The following is a 23347-nucleotide window of genomic DNA, read 5'->3' as shown; positions in this document are numbered from 1 at the left end:
TTTTTATCTAAAAATACTGAGATCGACTTTAACTGAAAAAATATTCGAATATAAAGCCGCACTTTGATCACCCAAATCGGTTAAAGCGTAGTCAACCTGAATGCCTTTATATTTAAAACCTAAGCCTATATTAGGCTGAAAGCCAACTTTTTTAGAACCATCAAGTTGTTCTATGTTTTGAAAATTTCCAACTCCAGCTCTAAGAAAAACCAAATTGGTATAACCAAATTCTAAGCCCAATGAAGGATCAATACTCACTACATCGGAAGAAATAAGATCATTTGTTCGAGCGAATTGCATATTTAAATTCACTGCAGCCAATAAAGTATAATCGTAATGAAAATCAAATTTTTTGGCGATTCCGAGCTGTGCTTTTGGCAAAGTAATTTCAGTACTTTCTGGTGGTTCCTGATTTTGTCCTGCTACAGCATCTTTAATCTCGTTGTATTTATCTTCGTCAATGGCCCAAATATTATAGGTTGTAGTAATGTCGCGAAGCATAATTCCGTAGTGCCAATCGTTCTTTTCGTATTGTAATCCAAAATCAAAACCAAAACCCCACGAACTGCCAAATTCACCAATCACTCTGCGAATCACTTTAGCATTAATACCATAGTGTAGTCCTTCTATTAATGTTGGGCGTCGAGCGTAAGAAAAAGTCAAACCATAATCTGCGGTAGAAAATAAGCTAATTCGGTTATAATCTATATTTCCCTGACTATCTATAAGTTGTGTAGTGTTTAAGATGTCATCCACGCCAAAACGGATTAAGGAAATTCCCCAAGCACTTCTGTCATCTATCTTTTTGGCGTATGCTGCATAATCGTATTGGGCAATATTGGCAAAATAACTAGCGTGCATCAAGGAAGCTTCGCTATCTTCAATTTTTAATAGCCCGGATGGATTCCAATACCCTGAATTTACATCGCCGGTGAACGCAGTAACTGCATTCGACATTCCAAGTGCTGCGGCATCAACACCAATATTCATAAACTCATTAGAATATTTTCTAACGGCTTGAGCATGAGAAAATAGACCGATAAATAGCAGTAGAACAGCAATTATTTTTTTCAAGGCAATTTTTCTTTTTACAAATATCAAATAAATCTCCAACATAAAACGTAGAAAGCTCTAACTTATTATACTAAATTTGTAAAACTTTATAAAAAAATAACTTTTAAGAATGAATATCAAAGCGCAGATTCCCAATTTATTTACCATGTTAAATCTGTTTTCTGGATGTGTGGCTTTAGTAATGGTGTCGTACTCCGACATTAAAAGTGCATTTTTTTTCGTTTGTCTTGGAATTTTCTTCGATTTTTTTGATGGCTTCTTTGCACGTAAATTCAATGTTGCTGGACCTTTAGGAGTTCAATTGGATTCTTTAGCAGATATGGTTACCAGCGGAGTTGTTCCTGGTTATGTAATGTTTAAAATGATGCTTAGCGAAGATGTTTTTGGTGCAGATAGTTATTTACCTTATTTAGGATTTATTATTACACTAGGAGCTTGTTACCGCTTAGCCAAATTTAATATCGACACCCGTCAATCTGATTCTTTTATTGGATTGCCAACTCCGGCTAATGCGTTGTTTTTTACAAGTTTGCCTCTTGTAAACAGTGCTTTTTATGATGATAATTTTTCTGGTGTGATATACAACAAATGGATTTTAATCGGGATTACACTTTTGAGCGCTTATGTAATGAATGCCGAAATTCCATTGTTTTCTTTGAAGATTAAGAATTTCAGTGTGGCCAAATATAAACTTCAGATTTTCTTTTTGGCAGCATCAGTTCTGTTGTTCATTTTTCTTCAGATAGTAGCCGTGCCTTTGATAATAGTGCTGTATGTTTTACTATCTGTAATGAATAATTTTGCTACGAAAAAAGCTTCGGTATAAGAAACTTTTTTATTGATTTTTAGTAATCATATATAAAACGAATCCAAAAAATAGAAATGCAATCAACAACATCAGATACGATTTTGGATGTGCAAAATTTAAAGTGGTGCCGTAATTTGGATTGGATTTGTCAACGATAAATCTTTTATCGATTTTGCTGTAATAAAAAAGACCTCCAAATTTCCAGTTTTTGGGATCATTGTTAAAAGTTTCTTCTACTTCTTTCTGAGATTTTTCCATTCCAAATTAGAACGTGATTTTCTTTTTACGTAATTCAAAATTCTGTCCAAGATATACGCGTCGTACCATTTCATCTTCTACTAATTCTTCGGGGCTCCCCGCTTTTAAAATTCCACCTTCGAACATCAAGTAACTTTTCTCGGTGATGGCTAATGTTTCCTGAACATTGTGATCCGTAATGAGAATTCCAATATTCTTGTCCTTGAGTTGCGCTACAATGCGTTGAATATCTTCTACCGCAACGGGATCAACTCCGGCGAACGGTTCGTCCAGCAAAATGAATTTTGGATCCGTTGCCAAAGCACGTGCTATTTCAGTTCTACGACGTTCACCGCCCGAAAGTAAGTCACCACGATTGGTTCTGATGTGTTCTAATCCGAATTCGGAAATGAGACTTTCCATTTTAGCAATCTGTTCTTCTTTAGTATGTTTTGTTAATTGTAAAACACTCAAAATATTATCTTCAATACTTAATTTTCTAAAAACCGAAGCTTCCTGCGCCAAATATCCTATTCCGTATTGCGCACGCTTGTACATTGGAAATTCGGTAATATCCGTGTCGTCAAGATAGATGTGCCCTGAATTTGGTCTAACCAATCCAACAATCATATAGAAAGAAGTCGTTTTTCCAGCACCATTTGGACCCAAAAGACCAACAATTTCTCCCTGATTTACTTCCACAGAAATACCTTTTACAACACTTCTGCCTTTGTAGGTTTTGACTAAATTTTCGGCTCTGAGTTTCATATTGTCGATTATTCGGTTATTCGGTTATTTGGTTATTCGACAAATTAACGAATAAACAAATCACCAAATCCACCATTTAACAATTATTTATTTTCTTCTAATGCTTCCCAAAATTCGTAAGCTCTTCTCAAATGCGGAATTACAATGGTTCCACCAACTAAAGTAGCGATTCCCATGGCTTCCATCATTTCTTCTTTAGTAATACCTTCTTTATGACTTGTTTCCAAATGATATTTGATACAATCATCACAACGCAAAACAGTTGAAGCCACTAATCCTAAAAGTTCTTTGGTTTTTACATCCAGAGTGCCTTCTGCGTAAGCATTAGTGTCTAGATTGAAAATTCGTTTTACAATTTTGTTATTGTCAGCCAATAACTTTTCGTTCATTTTCGCACGATACTCGTTAAATTCTTCAACTAATTTGCTCATTTTCTTTTTGTTTTTTTATTACTACTGCGGAAATTATAATACTAACTTCATATAAAATTAGCATCGGTATCGAAACGATTACTTGACTAGGAATATCTGGCGGGGTAACTATTGCAGCCACAACTAATATAATTACAACAGCTATTCTTCTGTGCTTCCTTAAGAATTCAGGAGTTACTAAGCCGAGTTTTGTCAAGAAATAAATTATTATTGGCATTTCAAATACTAATCCGCTGGCAATAAGAGACGTTTTTATCATACCAATATAAGAATCAATTGTAAATTGGTTAACGATTGTATTACTCACATTGAAAGTTCCAAAAAAGTTAATGGATAAAGGAATCACAATAAAATAACCAAATAAAACTCCAATAAAGAAAAGTAATGAAGAAATGATTATAAAATAAGCTGCGTTCTCACGTTCTTTTTTGTATAGTGCCGGACTTATAAATCGCCAAACTTCCCAAAGTATATAAGGAAAACCAAGTATGAAACCAAAGGTAATTAGCATCCAAAGGTAAATAGAAAATTGTCCGCCTACTTCCGTATTTTGGATAATAAATTTAAACTCTGTTACGCAGGCATACGAGTCTTGAATACCAAAATAGTGTGTCAATTCACAGAAAAAACGATAGGTAATAAAGTTTGGATCTTTTGGTCCAAATATAATAGTATCGAAGATATAATCATCAATAAAATAGCAGGCACCCGCAATTACAATTATGGCTATGGTGCTTCTTACTAACAACCATCTCAATTCTTCAAGGTGATCTAGGAAGGACATTTCACCAATTGGTTTTCTTTCTTTTTTTGCCATTATACAATTCCTTCTTTTAAAATATCATGCAAGTGCAAGACGCCTTTATAATGACCGTAGTCAGCAACAACTAATTGCGTAATGGAAAAATCTTCTAATATATTTAAAGCATCACTCACTAATGCGGTTGATTTAATGGTCTTCGGGTTTACCGTCATAATGTCTTTAGCGGTTAATCCTGAAATATTTTCAGTTTTATTTAGCATTCGACGGATATCACCATCCGTTATGATTCCGATAACGTTATCGTTTTCCAAAACAGCGGTAACTCCTAAACGCTTTTCAGATATTTCAACAATTACCGTTTTAATATCAGCATCTGGAGAAACGATTGGTTTGTGCGTAGTATCCAGCATATCTATAACTCGCAGAAGTAATTTTTTTCCCAAAGCACCACCAGGATGGTATTTGGCAAAATCTTCAGCCGTGAAATTTTTCATTTCCATCAAACAAACCGCAATAGCATCACCCATGACCAATTGTGCGGTCGTACTATTTGTTGGTGCTAAATTGATAGGACAAGCTTCTGCTTCCACGTAAGTGTTCAAAACGAAATCAGCTTCTTTTCCTAAAAATGAGGTGGTGTTTCCTGTGATTGCAATCAGTTTGTTTCCAAATCGTTTTAACAGCGGAACCAACACTTTAATTTCAGGGCTGTTTCCACTTTTTGAAATACAAATCACAACATCTCCAGGTTGTACCATTCCTAAATCACCGTGAATTGCTTCCGATGCGTGAAGAAAGAGCGAAGGTGTTCCAGTTGAGTTTAGCGTCGCTACAATTTTTTGCGCAATGATTGCACTTTTGCCAATTCCGGTCACAACAAGTCGTCCTGACGCATTGTGTATTACTTCTACCGTCTTAACAAAATCGTCGTCTAAAAAGTCAATAAGTTTTGCAATAGAGTCACTTTCAGATAAAATTGTTTTTTGAGCAGAGGCTAAAATGGTATCTTTATTTATCAAAATTGTCGCAATATAAAATTTGTATGTGTAAAAGAAAGTAGTATCTTTATATTTGCAAATTTATGTAAAAATACCATTAACCAAGAATGAATTTAAACGAAATTGACATTCACAAAGAATTAAAAAAATATTTTGGTTTCAACCAATTTAAGGGATTGCAAGAACTTGTCATAAAAAGTATTATTACTCAAAATAATACATTTGTTATAATGCCTACTGGCGGCGGAAAATCATTGTGTTATCAGTTGCCTGCTTTAATTCAACACGGAACCGCAATTGTAGTTTCTCCTCTTATCGCCTTGATGAAAAATCAAGTGGATGCCATCCGAAGTTTATCTTCAGAAACAGGTATTGCTCATGTTTTGAACTCATCTTTGACAAAAACCGAAATTAATCAGGTTAAAAAAGATATTACTTCTGGGATAACTAAACTTTTGTATGTTGCACCAGAATCGTTAACTAAAGAGGAATATGTAGAATTTCTTCAAAGTGTAAAAATTTCTTTTGTAGCCATTGATGAAGCACATTGTATTTCAGAATGGGGACATGATTTCAGACCAGAATACCGCAACTTAAAATCGATTATAAAACTTATTGGCGATGTTCCTGTAATTGGCTTAACGGCTACAGCAACACCAAAAGTTCAAGAAGATATTCTTAAAAATTTGGACATGTCTGATGCTACTACTTTTAAAGCGTCTTTCAATCGTCCAAACTTATATTACGAAGTACGTACCAAAACCAAAAATATTGAATCGGATATCATTCGTTTCATCAAACAGCACAAAGGAAAATCGGGAATCATTTATTGCTTAAGCCGCAAAAAGGTTGAAGAAATAGCCGGAGTTCTGCAAGTAAACGGAATATCTGCCGTTCCCTATCATGCAGGTTTGGATGCCAAAACTAGAGCCAAACATCAAGATATGTTTCTTATGGAAGATGTTGATGTGGTAGTGGCAACAATCGCTTTTGGAATGGGAATTGACAAACCTGATGTTCGCTTTGTAATTCACCACGATATTCCAAAATCATTAGAAAGTTACTATCAAGAAACGGGTCGTGCCGGACGCGATGGAGGAGAAGGACATTGTTTGGCTTATTATTCTTATAAAGATGTTGAAAAGCTAGAAAAATTCATGTCGGGAAAACCAGTTGCCGAGCAGGAAATTGGTTTTGCATTACTTCAGGAAGTGGTGGCTTATGCCGAAACGTCTATGTCGCGTCGTAAATTTTTGTTGCACTATTTTGGTGAGGAATTTGACGGAGAAACAGGAGATGGAGCAGATATGGATGATAATGTTCGCAATCCAAAAACTAAAGTAGAAGCGCAAGATCAAGTGAAAGTTCTTTTGGAAGTCGTTCGAGATACCAAATATTTATACAAATCAAAAGAAATTTGCTACACCCTTATCGGAAGAGTAAATGCAATGATAAAAGCACATAGAACAGACGCTCAAACCTTTTTCGGAATCGGAAAAGATTTTGAAGAGCGCTATTGGATGGCTTTAATTCGTCAGGTTTTGGTTGATGGCCTTTTGACAAAAGATATCGAAACGTATGGAATTGTTAAGCTTACAGAAAAGGGACACGAATTTATAAAGAATCCGAAATCGTTTATGATGTCGGAAGACCATGAATACAATGAAGCCGAAGATGATGCTATTGTAACTGCAGCTAAAGCAAGCGGAACAGCTGATGAAGTGTTGATGAGCATGCTGCGTGATTTGCGTAAAAAAGTAGCTAAAAAATTAAGTGTTCCACCGTTTGTGGTGTTCCAAGATCCGTCACTTGAAGACATGGCGCTGAAATATCCGATTACTATAGATGAATTAAGTAATGTTCATGGAGTAGGTGAAGGGAAAGCTAAAAAATACGGAAAAGAATTTATTGAACTTATTGCAAGATATGTGGACGACAATGACATCATTCGTCCGGATGATTTAGTCGTAAAATCTACTGGAGCCAATTCGGCAAACAAATTGTATATCATTCAAAACATCGATAGAAAACTTTCGTTAGAAGATATTGCCAAAGCAAAAGGAATGAACATGGATGCTTTGCTTAAAGAAATGGAGCAAATTGTTTATTCGGGAACAAAATTGAATATTAATTATTGGGTAAATGAGATCCTAGATGATGACCAGCAAGAAGAAATTCATGGATATTTTATGGATTCAGAAACCGATAAAATTGAAGAGGCACTAAAAGAATTTGATGGTGATTATGACATTGAAGAACTACGACTGATGCGCATAAAGTTTATGAGCGATGTTGCTAATTAAAGTTGACCATTCTCAGTCTCAGTTTTCACACTTAGTACTGCGACTGAAAACTATTCGTATAATTCTCCTCGATGCGGTTTCAAAGCATCCCGTACCTGAATCATAAACTCATCAGTCACCACCATAAAGGCAATCGCATGCATTTCGTTTTTAACTTGGAACCCGGTAATGTGTAAGGGTAATTTTTGATGAATAATATATTCTTTCAAATGCAATTCATGATGCTCAGCGGTTTTTGCAGCAGCTTCTCCACGAAAATCCCATATTAGTTTAATTTGTCTTGACATTGCTTATATTTTTATAAATCAATTGTTTAATTGAGAAAAAACGATATTTTTGTGCTTTCAAATAAACAATACTATGAAACAAAAGTACATTCTTTTTATGTTGTTTTCCTTATTTTTCTCTAAAGCAGTTGCACAGACAAATTATTCCGTAGCATCAATTCCTTTTCAACAATATACCGGAACATTAAGCGCATTGATAACGGGTGATGATCTATATTCTCCAATAATTGCACTCCCTTTTAATTTTGATTTTTATGGTGTAACATACAATCAAATTGTAATAAGTACTAATGGTTTTATTAATTTTACATCAACAAATGCGGGTCAATTCTCACCATGGTCTTTTAATTCAGAAATTCCCAATTCCAATTTTCCAGTTAAAAATTCTTTACTAGGTTGTTATGAAGATTTAAATAATTCTTCAGGGATTGGTACAATAACTTACGGAACTTATGGAATTACGCCCTATAGAAAATTTGTAGTTTATTTTAATAATCAGCCACATTTTCAATGCAATAGTACTGCAATAAGTTCTTTTCAAATGATTTTGAGCGAAACTTCAAATACTATTGATGTTCAGATAATTGACAGACAAGCGTGTTCTACTTGGAATGGAGGAAGAGGCGTTGTAGGTTTAATTAATACAACAGGAACATTAGGTATAACTCCTCCGGGAAGAAATACTGGAAACTGGACTGCTATTACTGAAGGTTGGCGTTTTTCAAGAGCAGGCTATTATTCAACTTATTCTTTTGTAAAATGTGATGATAACACTGACGGAATTCAGGTTTTTGATTTATCTGTAGCTGCTGGTGATTTATCCGTTACTCCAGATCAAGTTAGTTTTTACGAATCGATCACCGATGCGCAAATTAGTGTAAATCCAATTCTAAATAATTATACCAATTTATCAAACCCACAGACCATTTATGCCGCTAGTGATGGCATTATAAGGCCTATTGTTTTGAGCGTTGTTGATTGCACTATTGATTTTGATAACGACACCGTTGCTACAAGTTCTGAAGACATAAATTCGGATACTAATTTAGCCAACAATGATACGGATGCAGATGGAATTCCAAACTATTTAGATAATGATGATGACGGCGATTTAGTATTGACCAATGTAGAATATGTTTTTGCTAGAACCAATAATCCTATTTCTGCAGACGCACTTTTAGATACAGATAATGACGGAATTTTAAATTATCTTGATAATGATGACGATGGCGATGGATTGTTAACTTGGAAAGAAGATTATAATAATGATGGAAATCCAGCAAATGACGATACCAACTCTAATGGAATACCAGACTATTTAGAGCAAGGTGTCGCTCTTGGAGTTGCTAATGCTACTTTAGTAAATACAATCGAGTTGTATCCAAATCCGGCTTCAACAGAATTAAATATCAGTAGTATAAAGGGAGAATTAATATCAAATATTGCAGTTTACTCAATAAACGGAAGCCTTGTTAAAGAAATTAAATCGAATAATTCTGCCCAAAATATTTCAGTTTCTGACTTGCAAAGTGGAATGTACTTCATAAGAGTTACTTCAAATGACAAAATTTCAAATCTAAAATTCATAAAAAAATAGAATATAAAATCTTAATTTTAAAAAGGTTTAGTTTCGGCTAAGCCTTTTTTTGTTTTTCAAATTACTATTTTTGCCAAAAAAATTATTTAATGCCAACCGAACTATTACTTCAAGTTTCTCCCGAAATAGCTGCAAATGAAAATTTGCTCTATGAACATGTGGCTAAGTTAGTTCGTGTCTCCACCAAATTGGTTCGTAAAGTTGTTATTCTAAAACGTTCCATTGATGCGCGTCAAAAAGCGATAAAGTTCAATCTTAAAGTTTCGGTTTACTTAATAGATGAAGAATATACAGAAACAATTATTGCCCTTCCAGAGTATCAAAATGTTTCGAATAAGCAAGAAGTAATTATTGTTGGCGCTGGTCCAGCCGGACTTTTCGCAGCATTACAATTAATAGAATTGGGCTTGAAGCCAATAGTAATCGAACGCGGAAAAGATGTTAGAGGACGTCGTCGCGATTTGAAAGCCATAAACGTAGATCATATTGTGAACGAAGATTCCAATTATTGTTTTGGCGAAGGCGGAGCAGGAACTTATTCGGATGGAAAATTATATACACGTTCCAAAAAACGAGGTGATGTTGAGAGAATTTTACAATTACTAGTCGGATTTGGGGCTACGCCGGATATTATGGTTGAAGCACATCCCCACATCGGAACCAATAAATTACCCCAAATTATTCAAGATATCCGCGAAAAAATTATCGAATGTGGCGGAAAAGTATTGTTCGAAACTCGCGTCACTGATTTTGTTATAAAAAATAATGAAATTCAAGGGGTTGTTATTCAAAATGGAAGTGTAATTTCTGCTACTAAATTAATTTTAGCCACCGGACATTCGGCTAGAGATATTTTCGAATTATTAGATAAAAAGAAAATACTGATTGAAGCAAAACCTTTTGCATTGGGCGTTCGTGCCGAGCATCCGCAGGAATTGATTGATAAAATTCAATACAGTTGTGATTATCGTGGTGAATTTTTACCGCCAGCTCCTTACTCGATTGTAAAACAAGTGAATGGTCGCGGCATGTATTCGTTCTGTATGTGTCCCGGTGGCGTAATTGCGCCTTGTGCTACAAGTCCAGGAGAAGTTGTTACAAACGGTTGGTCGCCATCCAAACGGGATCAAGCAACCGCAAATTCTGGAATTGTAATCGAATTGAAATTAGAAGATTTTAAACCCTTTGCCAAATTTGGGGCGCTTGCTGGCATGGAATTCCAAAAAAGCATTGAGCAAAAAGCTTGGCATTTGGCGGGAGAAACTCAAAAAGTTCCGGCCCAGCGAATGATTGATTTTACCCAAAATAAAGTCTCGTCGTCCATCCCAAAAACATCCTATGTTCCGGGAACAACTTCTGTAGAAATGGGACAGGTTTTCCCCGGATTTCTATCTCAAATTTTAAGAGAAGGCTTTACCGAATTCGGAAAATCAATGCGAGGGTATATGACTAATGAGGCAATTCTACATGCGCCGGAAAGCAGAACATCCTCTCCAGTGCGAATTTCGAGGGATAATTTTACGTTGGAACATCCACAAATTAAAGGCTTATATCCATGTGGAGAAGGTGCAGGTTTTGCTGGCGGCATTATTTCGGCAGCTATTGATGGCGAGAAATGTGCTTTGATGATTGCGCAAGTTTTAAAATAAGCCACTTCTTATTAACTATAACGTTTTCGTTCATTTCTTTCTACAAATCGCTATCGATTGTTTTAACAAGATGAGGTAATTTTATAAAAAAAGTATGAACTCAATTCCACCCGAATTTCAAATTACCAATTTACTACATCAAGACACGTATTTACTTGATGGTCAGTTAAAAAAATGGACTGGTGAATTCTCGTTAATTTATTCTACCATCTCTTCGACTGAAAATTATGCGCCCACAGTTTTGGGTTCCATTCCAATCATGGGAGAAAGTGTTGCCGACGAAGTAGTACAATCAGCCGTTGCCGCTTATGATAATGGACAAGGATTGTGGCCCACAATGAAAGTTATTGACCGTATTAAATGTATGGAAAATTTTGTTACTCAAATGAAAGCTACCCGAAGTGAAGTAGTCAAGTATTTGATGTGGGAAATTGGAAAATCGTTGGGTGATTCTGAAAAAGAGTTTGACAGAACGGTTGAATATATTTACGATACAATTGAAGATTACAAACAATTAGATAGAAACAGCAATCGATTTACCAAAAGCCAAGGTGTAAATGCGATGGTTCGCCGCGGTCCATTGGGCGTAGTGTTGTGTCTTGGACCATATAATTATCCGCTAAACGAAACTTTTTCTTTGTTGATTCCGGCCATTATTATGGGGAATACAGTGATTTTTAAACCAGCAAAACACGGGGTGTTATTAATTTCACCATTACTCGAAGCCTTTAGAAGTAGCTTCCCAAAAGGCGTTATCAACATTGTTTATGGTAGAGGTAGAGATGTAGCTTCGCCAATTATGAAATCTGGTAAAGTTGATATTTTGGCTCTGATTGGAAACAGTAAATCGGCTATCGCTTTGCAAGATATGCATCCCAATAAAAACCGTTTGCGTCTGATTTTGGGACTAGAAGCTAAAAATCCGGCTATTATTCTTCCGGATGCCGATTTGGATTTGGCCATTCAAGAATGCATTACGGGAACGTTATCTTTTAATGGACAACGTTGTACGGCTTTAAAAATTCTTTATGTTCACGAATCGATTGCAGTTGAATTTAATAAAAGATTTGCTGAAAAAGTAGACGCGCTTTCTTTTGGAAATCCATGGGAGAAAGGTGTTTTATTGACGCCATTGCCCGAGAAAGAAATACCGGATTATATTCAGGAATTGATTGATGATGCTACCAATAAAGGTGCGAAAGTAATCAATGCAAAAGGCGGAGAACGTTCAGATAATTATATTTTTCCGGCTGTTTTGTTTCCGATAAATAAAGAGATGCGCGTTTATCATGAAGAACAATTTGGACCTGTTGTGCCTATTCTGACTTTCAAAGACATTCAAGAACCATTGAATGATATGGCAGAATCGAATTACGGACAACAAGTGAGTTTATTTGGTAAAGATATTAGAACTATTGCGCCACTTATAGACACTTTGGTGAATTTGGTTTGTAGGGTAAATTTAAATAGTTCTTGCCAGCGTGGCCCAGACGTTTATCCTTTTACAGGAAGGAAAGATTCGGCTGTGGGAACTTTGAGTATTCATGATGCTTTGCGTTCGTTTTCTATTCGGACCTTTGTTGCCTCAAAAGACAATGCTTATAACAATGAAATTCTGCAAGCGTTATTAAATAGTAAAGAATCTAACTTTATTAATACCGATTATATTTTATAAAAAAACCGGTTAGTTGAATAAGCGGTTCTTCAGAATTAATAATTATTTCTTCTTTAATCGATCTTTAAATACTTTTTCAAATTTTTCAATCTTCGGCTGAATTACCATTTGGCAGTATGGCTGATTTTTATTGTTTTCATAATAATTTTGGTGGTAATCTTTAGCCTTGTAGAAAACTTTCAATGACTCCAAAGTTGTTACTACTTTGCTTCCGTAAACCTTCTTTTCATTTAATTCGGCAATAATGCTTTCGGCAGCTTTTTTCTGTTCATCATTTTTATAAAAAATAGCAGAACGGTATTGTGTACCCACATCTGCACCTTGACGATTCAAAGTTGTTGGATCGTGAACGGTAAAGAATACTTGAAATATCTCATCAAGATTTGTTTTGCTTTTATCGTAAGTTATCTCAACAACTTCAGCTGCGCCTGTTCTTCCGGTACAAACTTCTTCATAACTCGGATTTTCAACTGTTCCTCCAGCAAAACCAGAAACTACTTTTTCAACTCCAACTAAATTTTCATAAACGGCTTCCACACACCAGTAGCATCCTCCGCCAAGAACAATAGTTTCTGTGTTTCCTTTCATGTCAGTTGCTTTAGCTACAGCTCCTTCTGGAACAAAATCAAGAGATACAGCATTCATACAATAGCGTTTTCCCGTAGGCGCTGGACCATCATCAAATAAGTGTCCTAAATGGCTATCGCATCTTCCGCAAAGTGCTTCTGTACGCTTCATTCCGTACGAATTATCATCTTTGAAAACAATACTATTTTTATTGTCTTGTTCAAAGAAACTTGGCCAACCGCAGCTGCTTACAAATTTTTGATCGGATTTAAAAAGTTTCAAGCCACAAGTTGCACAATAATAAGTTCCTTTAGTTTCAGAATTCCACATTTTTCCTGTGAAAGCTCTTTCTGTATCGGCTTTACGGGCAACTGCATATAAATCTGGGGATAGCACTTTCTTCCATTCGGCATCTGATACGTTTAATTTGGTGGTGTCCGTGTTAGAGTAGTACGGATTTTCAGGTTTTGAAATAACATTTTCCATAGCAATGGGTTTTTGATTTGTTGTTTTTTTGTTATTGGATTGTCCACAGGCAGTAAGCATAAATAAGGGCAATAAAAATAACAGATTAATAATGGTGTTTCGCATAACATTTTGTTTTTTAATTCTATTACAAATTACTAGACAATGTACGAAGACAAATGTCGTACAGTTTACAAATAGCGATGATTTAAGGAAAATTTAACGGTTGTAGAAAACGTATAATTTTTAAGCCTAGTTTTTTTTTGTATTTTTGAAAGATTAATAAATGTTATGATTGAAGAACAAGTAGTTTTGGTTAATGAACAAGACGAGCCAATAGGTTTAATGAACAAGTTAGAAGCTCACGAGAAAGCAATTTTGCATCGTGCTTTTTCCGTTTTTGTGTTGAATAGTAACAACGAAATTATGTTACAACAACGTGCCCATCACAAATACCATTCTCCGTTATTGTGGACCAATACATGTTGTAGTCATCAGCGCAACGGTGAAACAAATGTTGAAGCTGGAACACGCAGATTGTATGAGGAAATGGGTTTCACTACCGAAATTAAAGAATTATTCCATTTTATTTATAAGGCGCCATTTGATAATGGATTGACCGAGCATGAATTAGACCATGTAATGATTGGTTACTACAATGACAAGCCAAAAATTAATGAGGAAGAAGTTGAAAACTGGAAATGGATGAAAATTGAAGATGTCAAAACGGATATGATAAAAAATCCAAAGATATATACCGTTTGGTTTAAGATAATTTTTGACGAATTTTACCATTATTTAGAGGATCACAAACTTTAAGACTGCCGAATTGTGAATATGAACAACCGTTAATCAAAAATTAAAATTAAATGAAAGTAACCGTTTCAAGAAAAGCGCACTTTAATTCTGCCCACCGATTGTATCGCAAAGATTGGTCGGATGAAAAAAATAACGCCATTTTTGGCAAATGCAACAATCCAAATTTCCATGGGCATAATTACGAATTAATAGTGTCCGTAACCGGTGAGATTGATCAAGAAACTGGTTTTGTAGTTGATGTTAAGATTCTATCCGATTTGATTAAAGAGCATATTGAAAATGCTTTTGACCACAAGAATCTTAATCTTGATGTTCCTGACTTCGCCGATTTAAATCCAACAGCCGAAAATATAGCGGTAATTATTTGGCGAAAACTTCGAAAATATATTGATTCAAATAAAGATTTAGAAGTTGTTTTATATGAAACACCACGAAACTTTGTAACCTATAACGGTAACTGATGGCTTTAAAAGTAGGAGATATAGTTCCAAATTTTACGGCTATGGATACGAACGGTGAGTTATTCAATAGTCAAGAAATTATTGGTAAAAAACCAGTAGTTATCTATTTTTATCCAAAAGATAATACGAGTGTTTGTACCGAACAAGCGTGTAGTTTTAGAGATAATTATGAAGACTTTAAAGCGTTAGGCGCTGAGGTCATCGGAATTAGTAGTGATAGTTTGAAATCTCATGTAGGATTTGCATCCAAATATAAATTGCCTTTTATTTTGCTTTCAGATTCAGATAAAAAGATTAGAAAAGCATTTGGTGTTCCCAACGACTTACTAGGCTTAATTCCGGGCAGAGTTACTTATGTTGCTGACAAAAGTGGAATTGTCATTATGGTTTTCAATAGTATGTCGGGCAAAATTCATATTCAGAAAGCACTTCAAATATTAAAAAGGATGCAAGCTTAACAATAAATAGTCTCTAATGAAATTATATCCGTTGCAATTTAAACCTATTTTAAAAGAAAGAATTTGGGGCGGAACCAAATTAAAAACGCATCTAAACAAACCTATTACCACGGATATTACTGGCGAAAGTTGGGAAATATCTGTAGTTGAAAATGAGGTTAGTATTGTTGCGAATGGTTTTCTGAAGGGAAGATCATTGAACGACATAATACACGAATTTCCAGAAGCTATCTTAGGAACAAAAGTTTTCGCGCAATTTGGCACACAATTTCCTTTACTTTTTAAATATCTTGATGCACGTGAAGACTTATCAATTCAAGTGCATCCCAATGATGAATTGGCTATGAAACGTCACAATACTTTCGGGAAGACCGAAATGTGGTACGTAATGCAAGCGGATGCTAATTCTAAATTGATTGTTGGATTTAAAGAAAAATCTACTCCAGAAGACTATCTCAAAAGCGTATATAAAAAAACGCTACTTGATATTCTCGACATTAAAAAAGTAAAACAAGGCGATGTCTTTTTCCTCGAAACCGGAACAATTCATGCTATTGGATCTGGGATTGTTATCGCTGAAATTCAACAGACATCTGATATAACGTATCGTATCTATGATTTTGATAGGGTTGATGCCGCGGGAAATAAGCGAGAACTTCACGTCGATTTATCAGTAGAGGCAATAAATTATAAAACGGTTGATGCTCAAAAAAACTATACTACAGTAGAAAACAGTTCTAATGAAGTCGTTAATTGCAAATACTTCACCACTAATTTTATTCCGCTTGACGGAGCTATTACGGTATATAAACACGGCGATTCTTTTACAGTTTATATGTGTGTGGATGGTAGTTTTGAGCTGAATGTAAACGACGAAAAGTATACTTATACTAAGGGAGATACTGTTCTGCTTCCCGCATTTTTGAGTGATTTTCAACTTATCGGAAATGCCTCGATCCTAGAAATTTATATTTCGTAGTTTGTATTCTAAAGATTTAATGTAATTTTGCACCGAATTTTAAAATAAAAGAAAATGCCAAGTGTTAAAAATTTAAAGAAAGATATCAATTTCGTATTAGGTGATATTATTGAAGCAGTTTACATTTATGAATTGACAACTACAGGAAAACCATCTGATCAAACAAACGCGGTTATAGATGAAGCAATTACATCCTTTGATGCTTTGATTTCTAAAGTTAATGAAAAAAATGTAGAAAATAAAAAGGCGCATTTTAAACAAATTAATGTTGAATTAGAACAAACTGCTAATCAATTGATTGAAAAAATCAACGCACTGTAATAAAATATTTTACGAAAAAAGTTCCTAAATATTTTGGAGAATTAGTTTTCACTTCTATATTTGCAGAACAATTACGTCGCCAGTGTAGCTCAGTTGGCTAGAGCAGCTGATTTGTAATCAGCAGGTCGTGGGTTCGAGTCCCTCCGCCGGCTCAAAAGAGGAAAGTTTTATAACTTTCCTCTTTTTTTTTGGATACAGCTTACAACTGTTATATCCGTTTATTAAAAAGAAGAGATGTCTACAAATAAAGTTTTAAAAGGGGTTCTTTTGGTTGGTTTAGGTGCCACAAGTTATGGTATGCTTGCAACATTTGTTAAGCTTGCTTATGCGGATACAAGTTCAAACGGACTTCATTATACACCCGCTGAAATTATTACGGCACAATTTTTAATTGGTATCATCGCTTTGCTTGGAATTAACATCTATCAGAAAAATAGAAAAGGAACTGCCGTTGTAAGAGCTAGTCCAATTGATATCAGAAAGCTTTTGATTCTAGGAACATCAACCGGATTTACAAGCATCTTTTATTATTTAGCCGTAAAATTTATACCCGTTTCTATTGGAATTGTTCTTTTAATGCAAACGGTTTGGATGGGCGTTTTTTTAGAAATGGTTTTGGATAAAAAAATGCCATCTAAAATCAAAATGCTTTCTGTATTGATTGTTTTATTCGGAACCGCTCTTGCAACCAATCTTTTCTTCAATAAGTTATCACTTGACTGGCGCGGTGTTGTATTAGGACTATTGGCTGCTGCCTCATTTACTACCACAATGTATGCTGCTAATAAAACGGCACTATCCATTTCGTCCGCACAGAGAAGTTTATTTATGCTTTTGGGTGGAGCAATAGTGGTTTTGGTGTTTGCTCTTCTAACTCAAAACACACCATTTAATTTCGATATATTTTATAAGTGGGGAATTCTTATCGCCATTTTTGGTACGGTCATTCCACCATTATTACTGAATGCTGGATTCCCATTAACTGGAATTGGACTTGGAAGTATCGTTTCGGCAATGGAATTACCCGTTTCTGTAATGATGGCTTACGTGGTTCTTGGTGAAACAGTGGTCTTTATGCAGTGGATTGGCATTTTGTTAATAATACTAGCCATAGTCTTTATGAACATTAAGTTCAAGTCTAGAACAATGATTTAAATCATTGTTAATAAGTTTGTTTTGAGTGATTTATTACTTGTTTTTATAACGTGTAATTTTAAATTGCTAACCAATCGTGCTATTACACGATTTAAAACCAAACTTATGAAAAAACTTTTCGCAGAATTTTTTGGGACTTATTGGCTTGTTTTTGGAGGCTGTGGAAGCGCCTTGTTTGCAGCTGGAATTCCTAATCTTGGAATCGGTTTTATTGGCGTTTCCCTTGCATTTGGATTAACCGTTTTGACTATGGCTTATGCTGTTGGACATATTTCTGGCGGGCATTTTAATCCCGCAGTTTCTTTTGGACTTTGTGCTGGAGGACGATTTTCTGGCAAAGATTTAATTCCGTATGTAGTTTCGCAATGTATTGGAGCAATAGCAGCTGCAGCAACACTGTTCTTTATTTGGTCCGGAAAAACGGGAAATATCATTGACAATACAAAGGCAGGTGTTTTTGCGTCTAATGGTTTTGGTGCTTTTTCTCCCGATGGCTATTCGATGCTATCTTGTTTTGCCGCTGAGTTCATTTTAATCATGTTCTTTCTGATAGTTATTTTAGGCGCAACAGATAAATTTGCGAATGGAAAATTCGCCGGAATTGCTATTGGATTGGCGTTGACATTAATTCATTTGATTAGTATTCCAATAACTAACACCTCGGTAAACCCTGCACGTTCACTATCACAAGCCATTTTTGCTGGTGGAACTCCATTGATGCAAGTTTGGTTATTCTGGATTGCTCCGATTGCAGGAGCTTTGCTGGGTGGAATCATCTATAAAAATTTATTGCAAAATCATGACGAAAAATAAATCATTATAATTTTATTTCAATAAAAACGATGGAATTCTTCTATCGTTTTTTTATTTTTGGTCTATGAATTTACTTTTCCCCAAAGAAAAAATCACCTTTAATCTCCCAGACGCTGAGATTGCGTATTATCCCAATTTCTTTGATAGTATTGGGGCGGATGAGTTTTTTGAATTACTTACGAATCAAATTCCTTGGCAACAGGATAACATAATGGTATTCGGTAAAACGCATCCTCAGCCCAGGCTCACATCACTTTTTGGCAACGAAGGAAAAGAATATAAGTATTCCAATATTGTAATGAAACCCAATCCGTGGAACCCATTATTACTGCTTTTGAAAAATGAAATTGAAGAAGTCTGTACTGAAAGTTTCTCGACCGTTTTGCTAAATTTGTACCGAGACGGAAAAGACAGTAACGGTTGGCATGCGGATAACGAAAAAGAATTAGGAACAAATCCAGTAATTGCTTCTGTTAGTTTTGGTGCCGAAAGAAGTTTTCATTTACAGCACAATACCATCAAGGAACAAAAGCTGAAAATAAATCTTGAACACGGAAGTTTACTGTTAATGAAAGGTACAACACAACATTTTTGGAAACATCAGATTCCGAAAACAGCAAAACCTATTGGTTCCCGAATAAATCTCACTTTCAGAAGCATAAAGTAAACTGTTTTTGACTAAATTTGAAAGAAATAGATTTTCTATGAACGAAATAATCCACTATTTTAACACCATACCCTCATCGCACAGAGCGTTAATTTTAGCGGGAGGGATTTCTTTTTTTTGGTTGATTGAAACCGCAGTACCTCTGTTTAAATTCAGTTATAATAAATGGCAGCACGCAGGGATTAATATCTTCTTTACCGTTACGACCATGATTGTCAATTTTTGTTTGGCAGTGATTCTATTAAAAACAGCACAATGGACCGTTGATGCTAATTTTGGGCTACTTCAATGGTTGCCAGAAATGAATCCGTGGTTGTTTGCGATTGTAGGTTTGTTGCTTTTGGATTTGATTGGTGCCTATCTCGTACATTGGGTGGAGCATAAAGTTAGATTTCTTTGGCATTTTCATTTGATACATCATACGGATGCTTGGGTTGATACAACATCTGCCAACAGGCATCATCCAGGGGAAAGTGTTATTCGATTTATCTTTACTACGATTGGCGTTTTAGTGGTTGGTGCTCCAATGTGGATGGTTTTCCTATATCAAACTTTATCTGTTGTAGCGACGCAATTCAATCATGCCAATATCGTTTTGCCTAAAAAACTGGATACTATACTCAGCTATTTTATAGTTTCACCCGATATGCATAAAGTGCATCATCATTATGTCCTTCCGTATACCGATAGTAATTATGGTAATATTTTTTCTATTTGGGATCGCTTATTCGGGACTTTTAAATCATTGGATAGAGATAAAATAATTTATGGTGTTGATACGCACATGAAGCCTGAAGAACACAATACTCTTTCTAATTTGTTGAAAATTCCGTTTCAAAAGCATCGCGCTCCAAATAATTAAAGTGTAAAAAAAAGCAAACATATTTAAAAACTAATTATTTTTTTTATTAATATTGAATGACCAATTGATAATTTGTAATTTAATAAAAAAAAATACTTTTACAGAAATGAAAAAAAGTAAGTTACTAGAACTTAGCAGCGAACAGTTAGAAAGAGTTGTTAGCATGGCGCAAGAAGAAAGAAAACCATTTGAGGCAATTAAAGAAGAATTTGGGCTTACAGAAAATGAAGTAACCGAATTCATGCGCAAGCGTTTGGCTAAAGATAAATTTGAACTTTGGAAAAAAAAGGCTGCCGGAAGCAAACCAAAACCCAAGCTAATTATCGACGACTATGACGATTTAGACAGTAAATATTATATCAAAAATAAATTTGATTAAGAAATAAACCCTTGCCCAAAGCGAGGGTTTTCAATTTTATAGTAAAATCTTTTTAGTTAATCAAAACTAAATACATATAAACTTTATTAACAATATAGTTACTTTTGGAGACTTATTTTAAATAAATATTGAGTAAATGAAAAAACTAATTCTGACTGCCGTTATTGCCCTGACTGCTATCTTTAACAGTGCAACTGCACAAATAAAAAGTACACCTGACGTCAAAGTTACTATCGATTTAAATACGATTAAAAACGATAAGGTTATGGTTACTGTTATTCCTCCGGCTTTTACTAGTAATGAGGTTTCTTTTCATCTTCCAAAAACAGTTCCTGGAACTTATTCGGATGATAACTACGGAAGGTTTATAGATAATTTAAAAGCATTTGATAAAAACGGAAAAGAACTAGTCATTTCTAAAACGGATGCTAATTCTTGGAAAATTTCTAATGCAAAATCAATGGTGAAAATTACGTATCTGGTAAACGATACTTTTGATTCTGAATCTGGAAAAGGGTACAGATCGGGAGAAAAAAAAGAAGATATTTTTTCTCCATCAGGCACCAATATTCTTGAGGGTAAAAATTTCGTAGTAAATAATCATGGTTTTGTAGGTTATTTTGAGGATAAGATACAGCTAACGGAAATGCCGTACACTTTAACTGTTTTGCATCCTGAAGGCCTATTAGGAACAACTTCATTAAACGATATTGATAAAAGTGAGGCTGTAGATGTTTTTAAAGTAAATCGTTATTTTGAACTGACGGATAATCCAATAATGTATTCTAAACCGGATTTCGAAAAGTTTACGGTTGACGGTATGGAAATTTTATTCAGCGTTTATTCTCCAACAGGAAGATATTCTGCGAAATCGTTATTACCTGACTTAGAAAAAACAATGCGTGCCCAAAAAGCATTCATGGGAACAATTAATGAAAATAAACGCTATACCGTTTTATTATATTTAACGGATTATTATGGTAATGATGCAAAAGGATACGGAGCTTTAGAACATCATACTTCAACAACGGTTGTTTTTCCAGAAGCAATGCCACAGGAAGATTTAGAAGAGCAATTGAAAGATGTAGTTTCACACGAATTCTTCCATACCATTACGCCATTAAGTATTCACTCGAAAGAAATACAATATTTTGATTACACTAATCCTAAAATGTCAGAGCATTTATGGATGTATGAAGGGGTTACAGAGTATTTTGCAAATCTATTTCAGGTTAATCAAGGATTGATTGATGCAGATAATTTTTATGAAAGAATGGCTGGTAAAATAACCAATACCTCAAAATTGAACGATACTATGTCATTTACCGAAATGAGTAAAAATGTTTTGGTTGAGCCATACAAGGAACAGTACCTCAATGTTTATGAAAAAGGAGCTTTAATCGGAATGTGTATCGATATTATCATCCGTGAAAAAAGCAATGGCGAAAGAGGGATTTTAGACCTAATGAAAAAATTGTCTAAAGAATATGGTGTGGATAAGCCCTTCAACGATAACGAACTTTTTGGAAAAATCACACAATTAACCTATCCAGAAGTAGGTGAGTTTTTGAATACTTATGTATCCGGAACGACTCCAATACCTTATGATACGTACGTTGCCAAAATGGGTGTGACTCGCGGAAAAGTAAAAGTACCTTTAAATCCATTTCTGAAAGATCAAGCCACACCTTACATTACCATTAAGCCAACGACCAAAGAAATTGTTGTTATTCCAGCTAAGGAAATGAATGATTTTATGACTAATTTAGGTATAAAAGGTGGCGATGTTATTCTTGCAATTAATAACAAGCCCTACGATCTTGATACTATTTACGACATGATTATCGAAAGCCAAAACTGGAAAGAAGGCGATAACATCAGCGTAAAAATAAAAAGAGAAGGTAAAGAACAAACCATAAAAGGAAAGGTGAAATTAAGTTATGATGAAGTAGAAGGCTATGAGTTTTCAGATAAATCAAAAGAAAAATTAAATACGGCCTGGTTAAAAGGCTAATCTAAAAAATAGTATTGAAATCCTCAATTTGTTCGTCAGATTGAGGATTTTTTTTAGTATTATTGCCAAAAATAACATCCATGTACAAATCGATATTCGCACTCTTTTCAATTCTTATTTTAACTTCTTGCAACGAAAAAGAATCAATTAAAAACTTTGTCCTTACGGGAAATATTAAAGGTTTGAAAAACGGAACTTTATACATTCAGAGAATAAAAGATACTACGTTGGTAGCTATTGATACGATAAAAATTAATGGAGATTCTCATTTTACAAGCGAATTTGATTTAGATTCTCCAGAAATGTTATACCTGTTTTTAGATCGTGGAGTTAGCAATTCTGTAGATAATAACATTACGTTCTTTGCCGAAAAAGGAAAAATGAATATCGAAACCTCATTGGATTTTTTTACTGCCGATGCCAAAATTACGGGATCCAAAAATCAAGAACTTTATGACGAATACCGAAAAGTAATTTCAAGATATGTAGATCAAGATTTAACACTTATCCAGAAAAAGCTTATGGCGTACAAAGAGAATAAGGTAGATGAAATGAATAAAATTGAAGAGGAACAAAAGAGTATTCTAAAACGAAAATACCTTTACACTACCAACTTTGCTGTAAATAACGGAGATTACGAAGTCGCACCTTATGTGGCATTAGCTGAGATTTATGATATCAATCTTAAATATTTGGATACTATCCAAAAATCAATGACACCAAAGGTTTCTAAATCATTGTACGGAAAGAAACTGAATGACTTTTATGCTGCAAGAAAAAAAGAGGAAACTAAGTAA

General features: G+C 34.7%; 25 protein-coding genes and 1 tRNA gene. 18 read left to right on the top strand and 8 right to left on the bottom strand.

Translation table 11 applies throughout. The features are described from left to right. Window positions 1–3 precede the first annotated feature (3 nt). Window positions 4–990: a PorV/PorQ family protein gene (locus PSU83_RS14410; protein ID WP_363319906.1), complete on the bottom strand. Its 987-nt coding sequence runs from the start codon at window positions 988–990 to the stop codon at window positions 4–6. Window positions 991–1183: 193 nt separating this feature from the next. On the opposite strand from PSU83_RS14410, the gene PSU83_RS14405 reads away from it, so the two are divergent. Next, window positions 1184–1900: a CDP-alcohol phosphatidyltransferase family protein gene (locus tag PSU83_RS14405; RefSeq protein ID WP_300590248.1), complete on the top strand. Its 717-nt coding sequence runs from the start codon at window positions 1184–1186 to the stop codon at window positions 1898–1900. Window positions 1901–1909: 9 nt separating this feature from the next. On the opposite strand, the gene PSU83_RS14400 is transcribed toward PSU83_RS14405, so the two are convergent. The 5 genes from PSU83_RS14400 to PSU83_RS14380 form a co-directional block, all read right to left on the bottom strand. Continuing rightward, window positions 1910–2140, bottom strand: coding sequence for a hypothetical protein (locus PSU83_RS14400; protein ID WP_300590247.1), 231 nt, complete (start codon window positions 2138–2140; stop codon window positions 1910–1912). A 6-nt stretch (window positions 2141–2146) separates the two neighbouring features. Beyond that, entirely contained in the window at window positions 2147–2887 is a 741-nt protein-coding gene (gene lptB / locus PSU83_RS14395; RefSeq protein ID WP_300590246.1) for an LPS export ABC transporter ATP-binding protein, read from the bottom strand. 83 nt (window positions 2888–2970) lie between these two features. Continuing rightward, the gene (locus tag PSU83_RS14390; protein WP_300590245.1) at window positions 2971–3318 is read right to left on the bottom strand and encodes a carboxymuconolactone decarboxylase family protein; all 348 of its coding nucleotides are present in this window, start codon (window positions 3316–3318) and stop codon (window positions 2971–2973) included. Beyond that, window positions 3302–4135, bottom strand: a complete 834-nt coding sequence (gene tatC / locus PSU83_RS14385) for a twin-arginine translocase subunit TatC (RefSeq protein ID WP_300590244.1) — start codon at window positions 4133–4135, stop codon at window positions 3302–3304. Before tatC ends, PSU83_RS14390 begins: the two co-directional genes overlap by 17 nt. Further along, complete coding sequence (locus tag PSU83_RS14380) at window positions 4135–5100, bottom strand: KpsF/GutQ family sugar-phosphate isomerase (protein ID WP_300590243.1); 966 nt, start codon at window positions 5098–5100, stop codon at window positions 4135–4137. The genes tatC and PSU83_RS14380 overlap by 1 nt, the downstream gene beginning before the upstream one ends. 86 nt (window positions 5101–5186) lie before the next feature. Between PSU83_RS14380 and recQ the strand changes: the two genes are divergently transcribed. Further along, the gene (recQ, locus tag PSU83_RS14375) at window positions 5187–7382 is read left to right on the top strand and encodes a DNA helicase RecQ (RefSeq protein WP_300590242.1); all 2196 of its coding nucleotides are present in this window, start codon (window positions 5187–5189) and stop codon (window positions 7380–7382) included. Window positions 7383–7432: 50 nt separating this feature from the next. Here the strand turns inward: recQ and PSU83_RS14370 are convergent, their stop codons facing one another. Further along, window positions 7433–7669, bottom strand: coding sequence for a hypothetical protein (locus PSU83_RS14370; protein WP_300590241.1), 237 nt, complete (start codon window positions 7667–7669; stop codon window positions 7433–7435). Window positions 7670–7742: 73 nt separating this feature from the next. Between PSU83_RS14370 and PSU83_RS14365 the strand changes: the two genes are divergently transcribed. From PSU83_RS14365 to PSU83_RS14355, 3 genes are all read left to right on the top strand, one after another. Next, on the top strand, window positions 7743–9266 hold the full coding sequence (locus tag PSU83_RS14365; RefSeq protein ID WP_300590240.1) for a T9SS type A sorting domain-containing protein: 1524 nt from the start codon (window positions 7743–7745) through the stop codon (window positions 9264–9266). 89 nt (window positions 9267–9355) lie between these two features. Continuing rightward, window positions 9356–10915 carry an FAD-dependent protein gene (locus PSU83_RS14360; RefSeq protein WP_300590239.1) on the top strand — a complete coding sequence of 520 codons (1560 nt, stop codon included), beginning with the start codon at window positions 9356–9358 and terminating at the stop codon, window positions 10913–10915. 94 nt (window positions 10916–11009) lie between these two features. Further along, on the top strand, window positions 11010–12590 hold the full coding sequence (locus PSU83_RS14355; RefSeq protein ID WP_300590238.1) for an NADP-dependent glyceraldehyde-3-phosphate dehydrogenase: 1581 nt from the start codon (window positions 11010–11012) through the stop codon (window positions 12588–12590). Between the two features lie 42 nt (window positions 12591–12632). Here PSU83_RS14355 and PSU83_RS14350 read toward each other — a convergent pair whose 3' ends face one another. Continuing rightward, window positions 12633–13643, bottom strand: coding sequence for a bifunctional methionine sulfoxide reductase B/A protein (locus PSU83_RS14350; protein WP_300590325.1), 1011 nt, complete (start codon window positions 13641–13643; stop codon window positions 12633–12635). 270 nt (window positions 13644–13913) lie between these two features. Between PSU83_RS14350 and idi the strand changes: the two genes are divergently transcribed. The 13 genes from idi (at window position 13914) to PSU83_RS14285 (ending at window position 23347) form a co-directional block, all read left to right on the top strand. Beyond that, complete coding sequence (idi, locus tag PSU83_RS14345) at window positions 13914–14441, top strand: isopentenyl-diphosphate Delta-isomerase (RefSeq protein WP_300590237.1); 528 nt, start codon at window positions 13914–13916, stop codon at window positions 14439–14441. Window positions 14442–14491: 50 nt separating this feature from the next. Next, the gene (locus tag PSU83_RS14340) at window positions 14492–14902 is read left to right on the top strand and encodes a 6-carboxytetrahydropterin synthase (protein WP_300590236.1); all 411 of its coding nucleotides are present in this window, start codon (window positions 14492–14494) and stop codon (window positions 14900–14902) included. Next, complete coding sequence (locus tag PSU83_RS14335) at window positions 14902–15360, top strand: peroxiredoxin (protein WP_300590235.1); 459 nt, start codon at window positions 14902–14904, stop codon at window positions 15358–15360. Before PSU83_RS14340 ends, PSU83_RS14335 begins: the two co-directional genes overlap by 1 nt. A 16-nt stretch (window positions 15361–15376) precedes the next feature. Beyond that, window positions 15377–16339, top strand: a complete 963-nt coding sequence (locus PSU83_RS14330; protein ID WP_300590234.1) for a type I phosphomannose isomerase catalytic subunit — start codon at window positions 15377–15379, stop codon at window positions 16337–16339. Between the two features lie 54 nt (window positions 16340–16393). Continuing rightward, the gene (locus PSU83_RS14325) at window positions 16394–16660 is read left to right on the top strand and encodes a hypothetical protein (protein ID WP_300590233.1); all 267 of its coding nucleotides are present in this window, start codon (window positions 16394–16396) and stop codon (window positions 16658–16660) included. A 78-nt stretch (window positions 16661–16738) separates the two neighbouring features. Then, window positions 16739–16812 (top strand) — tRNA-Thr (locus PSU83_RS14320). Between the two features lie 82 nt (window positions 16813–16894). Continuing rightward, the gene (locus tag PSU83_RS14315) at window positions 16895–17815 is read left to right on the top strand and encodes a DMT family transporter (protein ID WP_300590232.1); all 921 of its coding nucleotides are present in this window, start codon (window positions 16895–16897) and stop codon (window positions 17813–17815) included. A 105-nt stretch (window positions 17816–17920) separates the two neighbouring features. Continuing rightward, window positions 17921–18628: an aquaporin Z gene (gene aqpZ / locus PSU83_RS14310; protein WP_300590231.1), complete on the top strand. Its 708-nt coding sequence runs from the start codon at window positions 17921–17923 to the stop codon at window positions 18626–18628. A gap of 64 nt (window positions 18629–18692) precedes the next feature. After that, a complete protein-coding gene (locus PSU83_RS14305) occupies window positions 18693–19295 on the top strand; it encodes an alpha-ketoglutarate-dependent dioxygenase AlkB (RefSeq protein ID WP_300590230.1) in 603 nt (200 codons plus the stop codon). 37 nt (window positions 19296–19332) lie between these two features. After that, window positions 19333–20157, top strand: a complete 825-nt coding sequence (locus tag PSU83_RS14300) for a sterol desaturase family protein (RefSeq protein ID WP_300590229.1) — start codon at window positions 19333–19335, stop codon at window positions 20155–20157. 106 nt (window positions 20158–20263) lie between these two features. After that, a complete protein-coding gene (locus PSU83_RS14295; protein ID WP_300590228.1) occupies window positions 20264–20536 on the top strand; it encodes a TIGR03643 family protein in 273 nt (90 codons plus the stop codon). A gap of 136 nt (window positions 20537–20672) precedes the next feature. Beyond that, on the top strand, window positions 20673–22550 hold the full coding sequence (locus tag PSU83_RS14290) for a peptidase M61 (protein ID WP_300590227.1): 1878 nt from the start codon (window positions 20673–20675) through the stop codon (window positions 22548–22550). 80 nt (window positions 22551–22630) lie between these two features. Beyond that, window positions 22631–23347 carry a DUF4369 domain-containing protein gene (locus PSU83_RS14285; protein ID WP_300590226.1) on the top strand — a complete coding sequence of 239 codons (717 nt, stop codon included), beginning with the start codon at window positions 22631–22633 and terminating at the stop codon, window positions 23345–23347.

This window comes from Flavobacterium sp. (assembly GCF_029945805.1).
Taxonomy (GTDB): Bacteria; Bacteroidota; Bacteroidia; order Flavobacteriales; family Flavobacteriaceae; genus Flavobacterium.
This window is presented reverse-complemented; position numbering and strand designations above follow the sequence as displayed.

Excerpts from the sequence above, each read along its gene's own strand:
- aqpZ (WP_300590231.1), top strand. The coding sequence starts at position 17,921 with ATGAAAAAACTTTTCGCAGAATTTTTTGGGACTTATTGGCTTGTTTTT.
- idi (WP_300590237.1), top strand. The coding sequence starts at position 13,914 with ATGATTGAAGAACAAGTAGTTTTGGTTAATGAACAAGACGAGCCAATA.
- PSU83_RS14370 (WP_300590241.1), bottom strand. The coding sequence starts at position 7,669 with ATGTCAAGACAAATTAAACTAATATGGGATTTTCGTGGAGAAGCTGCT.
- PSU83_RS14410 (WP_363319906.1), bottom strand. The coding sequence starts at position 990 with ATGAATATTGGTGTTGATGCCGCAGCACTTGGAATGTCGAATGCAGTT.
- lptB (WP_300590246.1), bottom strand. The coding sequence starts at position 2,887 with ATGAAACTCAGAGCCGAAAATTTAGTCAAAACCTACAAAGGCAGAAGT.
- PSU83_RS14330 (WP_300590234.1), top strand. The coding sequence starts at position 15,377 with ATGAAATTATATCCGTTGCAATTTAAACCTATTTTAAAAGAAAGAATT.
- tatC (WP_300590244.1), bottom strand. The coding sequence starts at position 4,135 with ATGGCAAAAAAAGAAAGAAAACCAATTGGTGAAATGTCCTTCCTAGAT.
- PSU83_RS14285 (WP_300590226.1), top strand. The coding sequence starts at position 22,631 with ATGTACAAATCGATATTCGCACTCTTTTCAATTCTTATTTTAACTTCT.
- PSU83_RS14315 (WP_300590232.1), top strand. The coding sequence starts at position 16,895 with ATGTCTACAAATAAAGTTTTAAAAGGGGTTCTTTTGGTTGGTTTAGGT.
- PSU83_RS14300 (WP_300590229.1), top strand. The coding sequence starts at position 19,333 with ATGAACGAAATAATCCACTATTTTAACACCATACCCTCATCGCACAGA.
- PSU83_RS14400 (WP_300590247.1), bottom strand. The coding sequence starts at position 2,140 with ATGGAAAAATCTCAGAAAGAAGTAGAAGAAACTTTTAACAATGATCCC.
- PSU83_RS14325 (WP_300590233.1), top strand. The coding sequence starts at position 16,394 with ATGCCAAGTGTTAAAAATTTAAAGAAAGATATCAATTTCGTATTAGGT.
- PSU83_RS14340 (WP_300590236.1), top strand. The coding sequence starts at position 14,492 with ATGAAAGTAACCGTTTCAAGAAAAGCGCACTTTAATTCTGCCCACCGA.
- PSU83_RS14305 (WP_300590230.1), top strand. The coding sequence starts at position 18,693 with ATGAATTTACTTTTCCCCAAAGAAAAAATCACCTTTAATCTCCCAGAC.
- PSU83_RS14360 (WP_300590239.1), top strand. The coding sequence starts at position 9,356 with ATGCCAACCGAACTATTACTTCAAGTTTCTCCCGAAATAGCTGCAAAT.
- PSU83_RS14290 (WP_300590227.1), top strand. The coding sequence starts at position 20,673 with ATGAAAAAACTAATTCTGACTGCCGTTATTGCCCTGACTGCTATCTTT.
- PSU83_RS14405 (WP_300590248.1), top strand. The coding sequence starts at position 1,184 with ATGAATATCAAAGCGCAGATTCCCAATTTATTTACCATGTTAAATCTG.
- PSU83_RS14295 (WP_300590228.1), top strand. The coding sequence starts at position 20,264 with ATGAAAAAAAGTAAGTTACTAGAACTTAGCAGCGAACAGTTAGAAAGA.
- PSU83_RS14355 (WP_300590238.1), top strand. The coding sequence starts at position 11,010 with ATGAACTCAATTCCACCCGAATTTCAAATTACCAATTTACTACATCAA.
- PSU83_RS14335 (WP_300590235.1), top strand. The coding sequence starts at position 14,902 with ATGGCTTTAAAAGTAGGAGATATAGTTCCAAATTTTACGGCTATGGAT.
- PSU83_RS14350 (WP_300590325.1), bottom strand. The coding sequence starts at position 13,643 with ATGGAAAATGTTATTTCAAAACCTGAAAATCCGTACTACTCTAACACG.
- recQ (WP_300590242.1), top strand. The coding sequence starts at position 5,187 with ATGAATTTAAACGAAATTGACATTCACAAAGAATTAAAAAAATATTTT.
- PSU83_RS14365 (WP_300590240.1), top strand. The coding sequence starts at position 7,743 with ATGAAACAAAAGTACATTCTTTTTATGTTGTTTTCCTTATTTTTCTCT.
- PSU83_RS14390 (WP_300590245.1), bottom strand. The coding sequence starts at position 3,318 with ATGAGCAAATTAGTTGAAGAATTTAACGAGTATCGTGCGAAAATGAAC.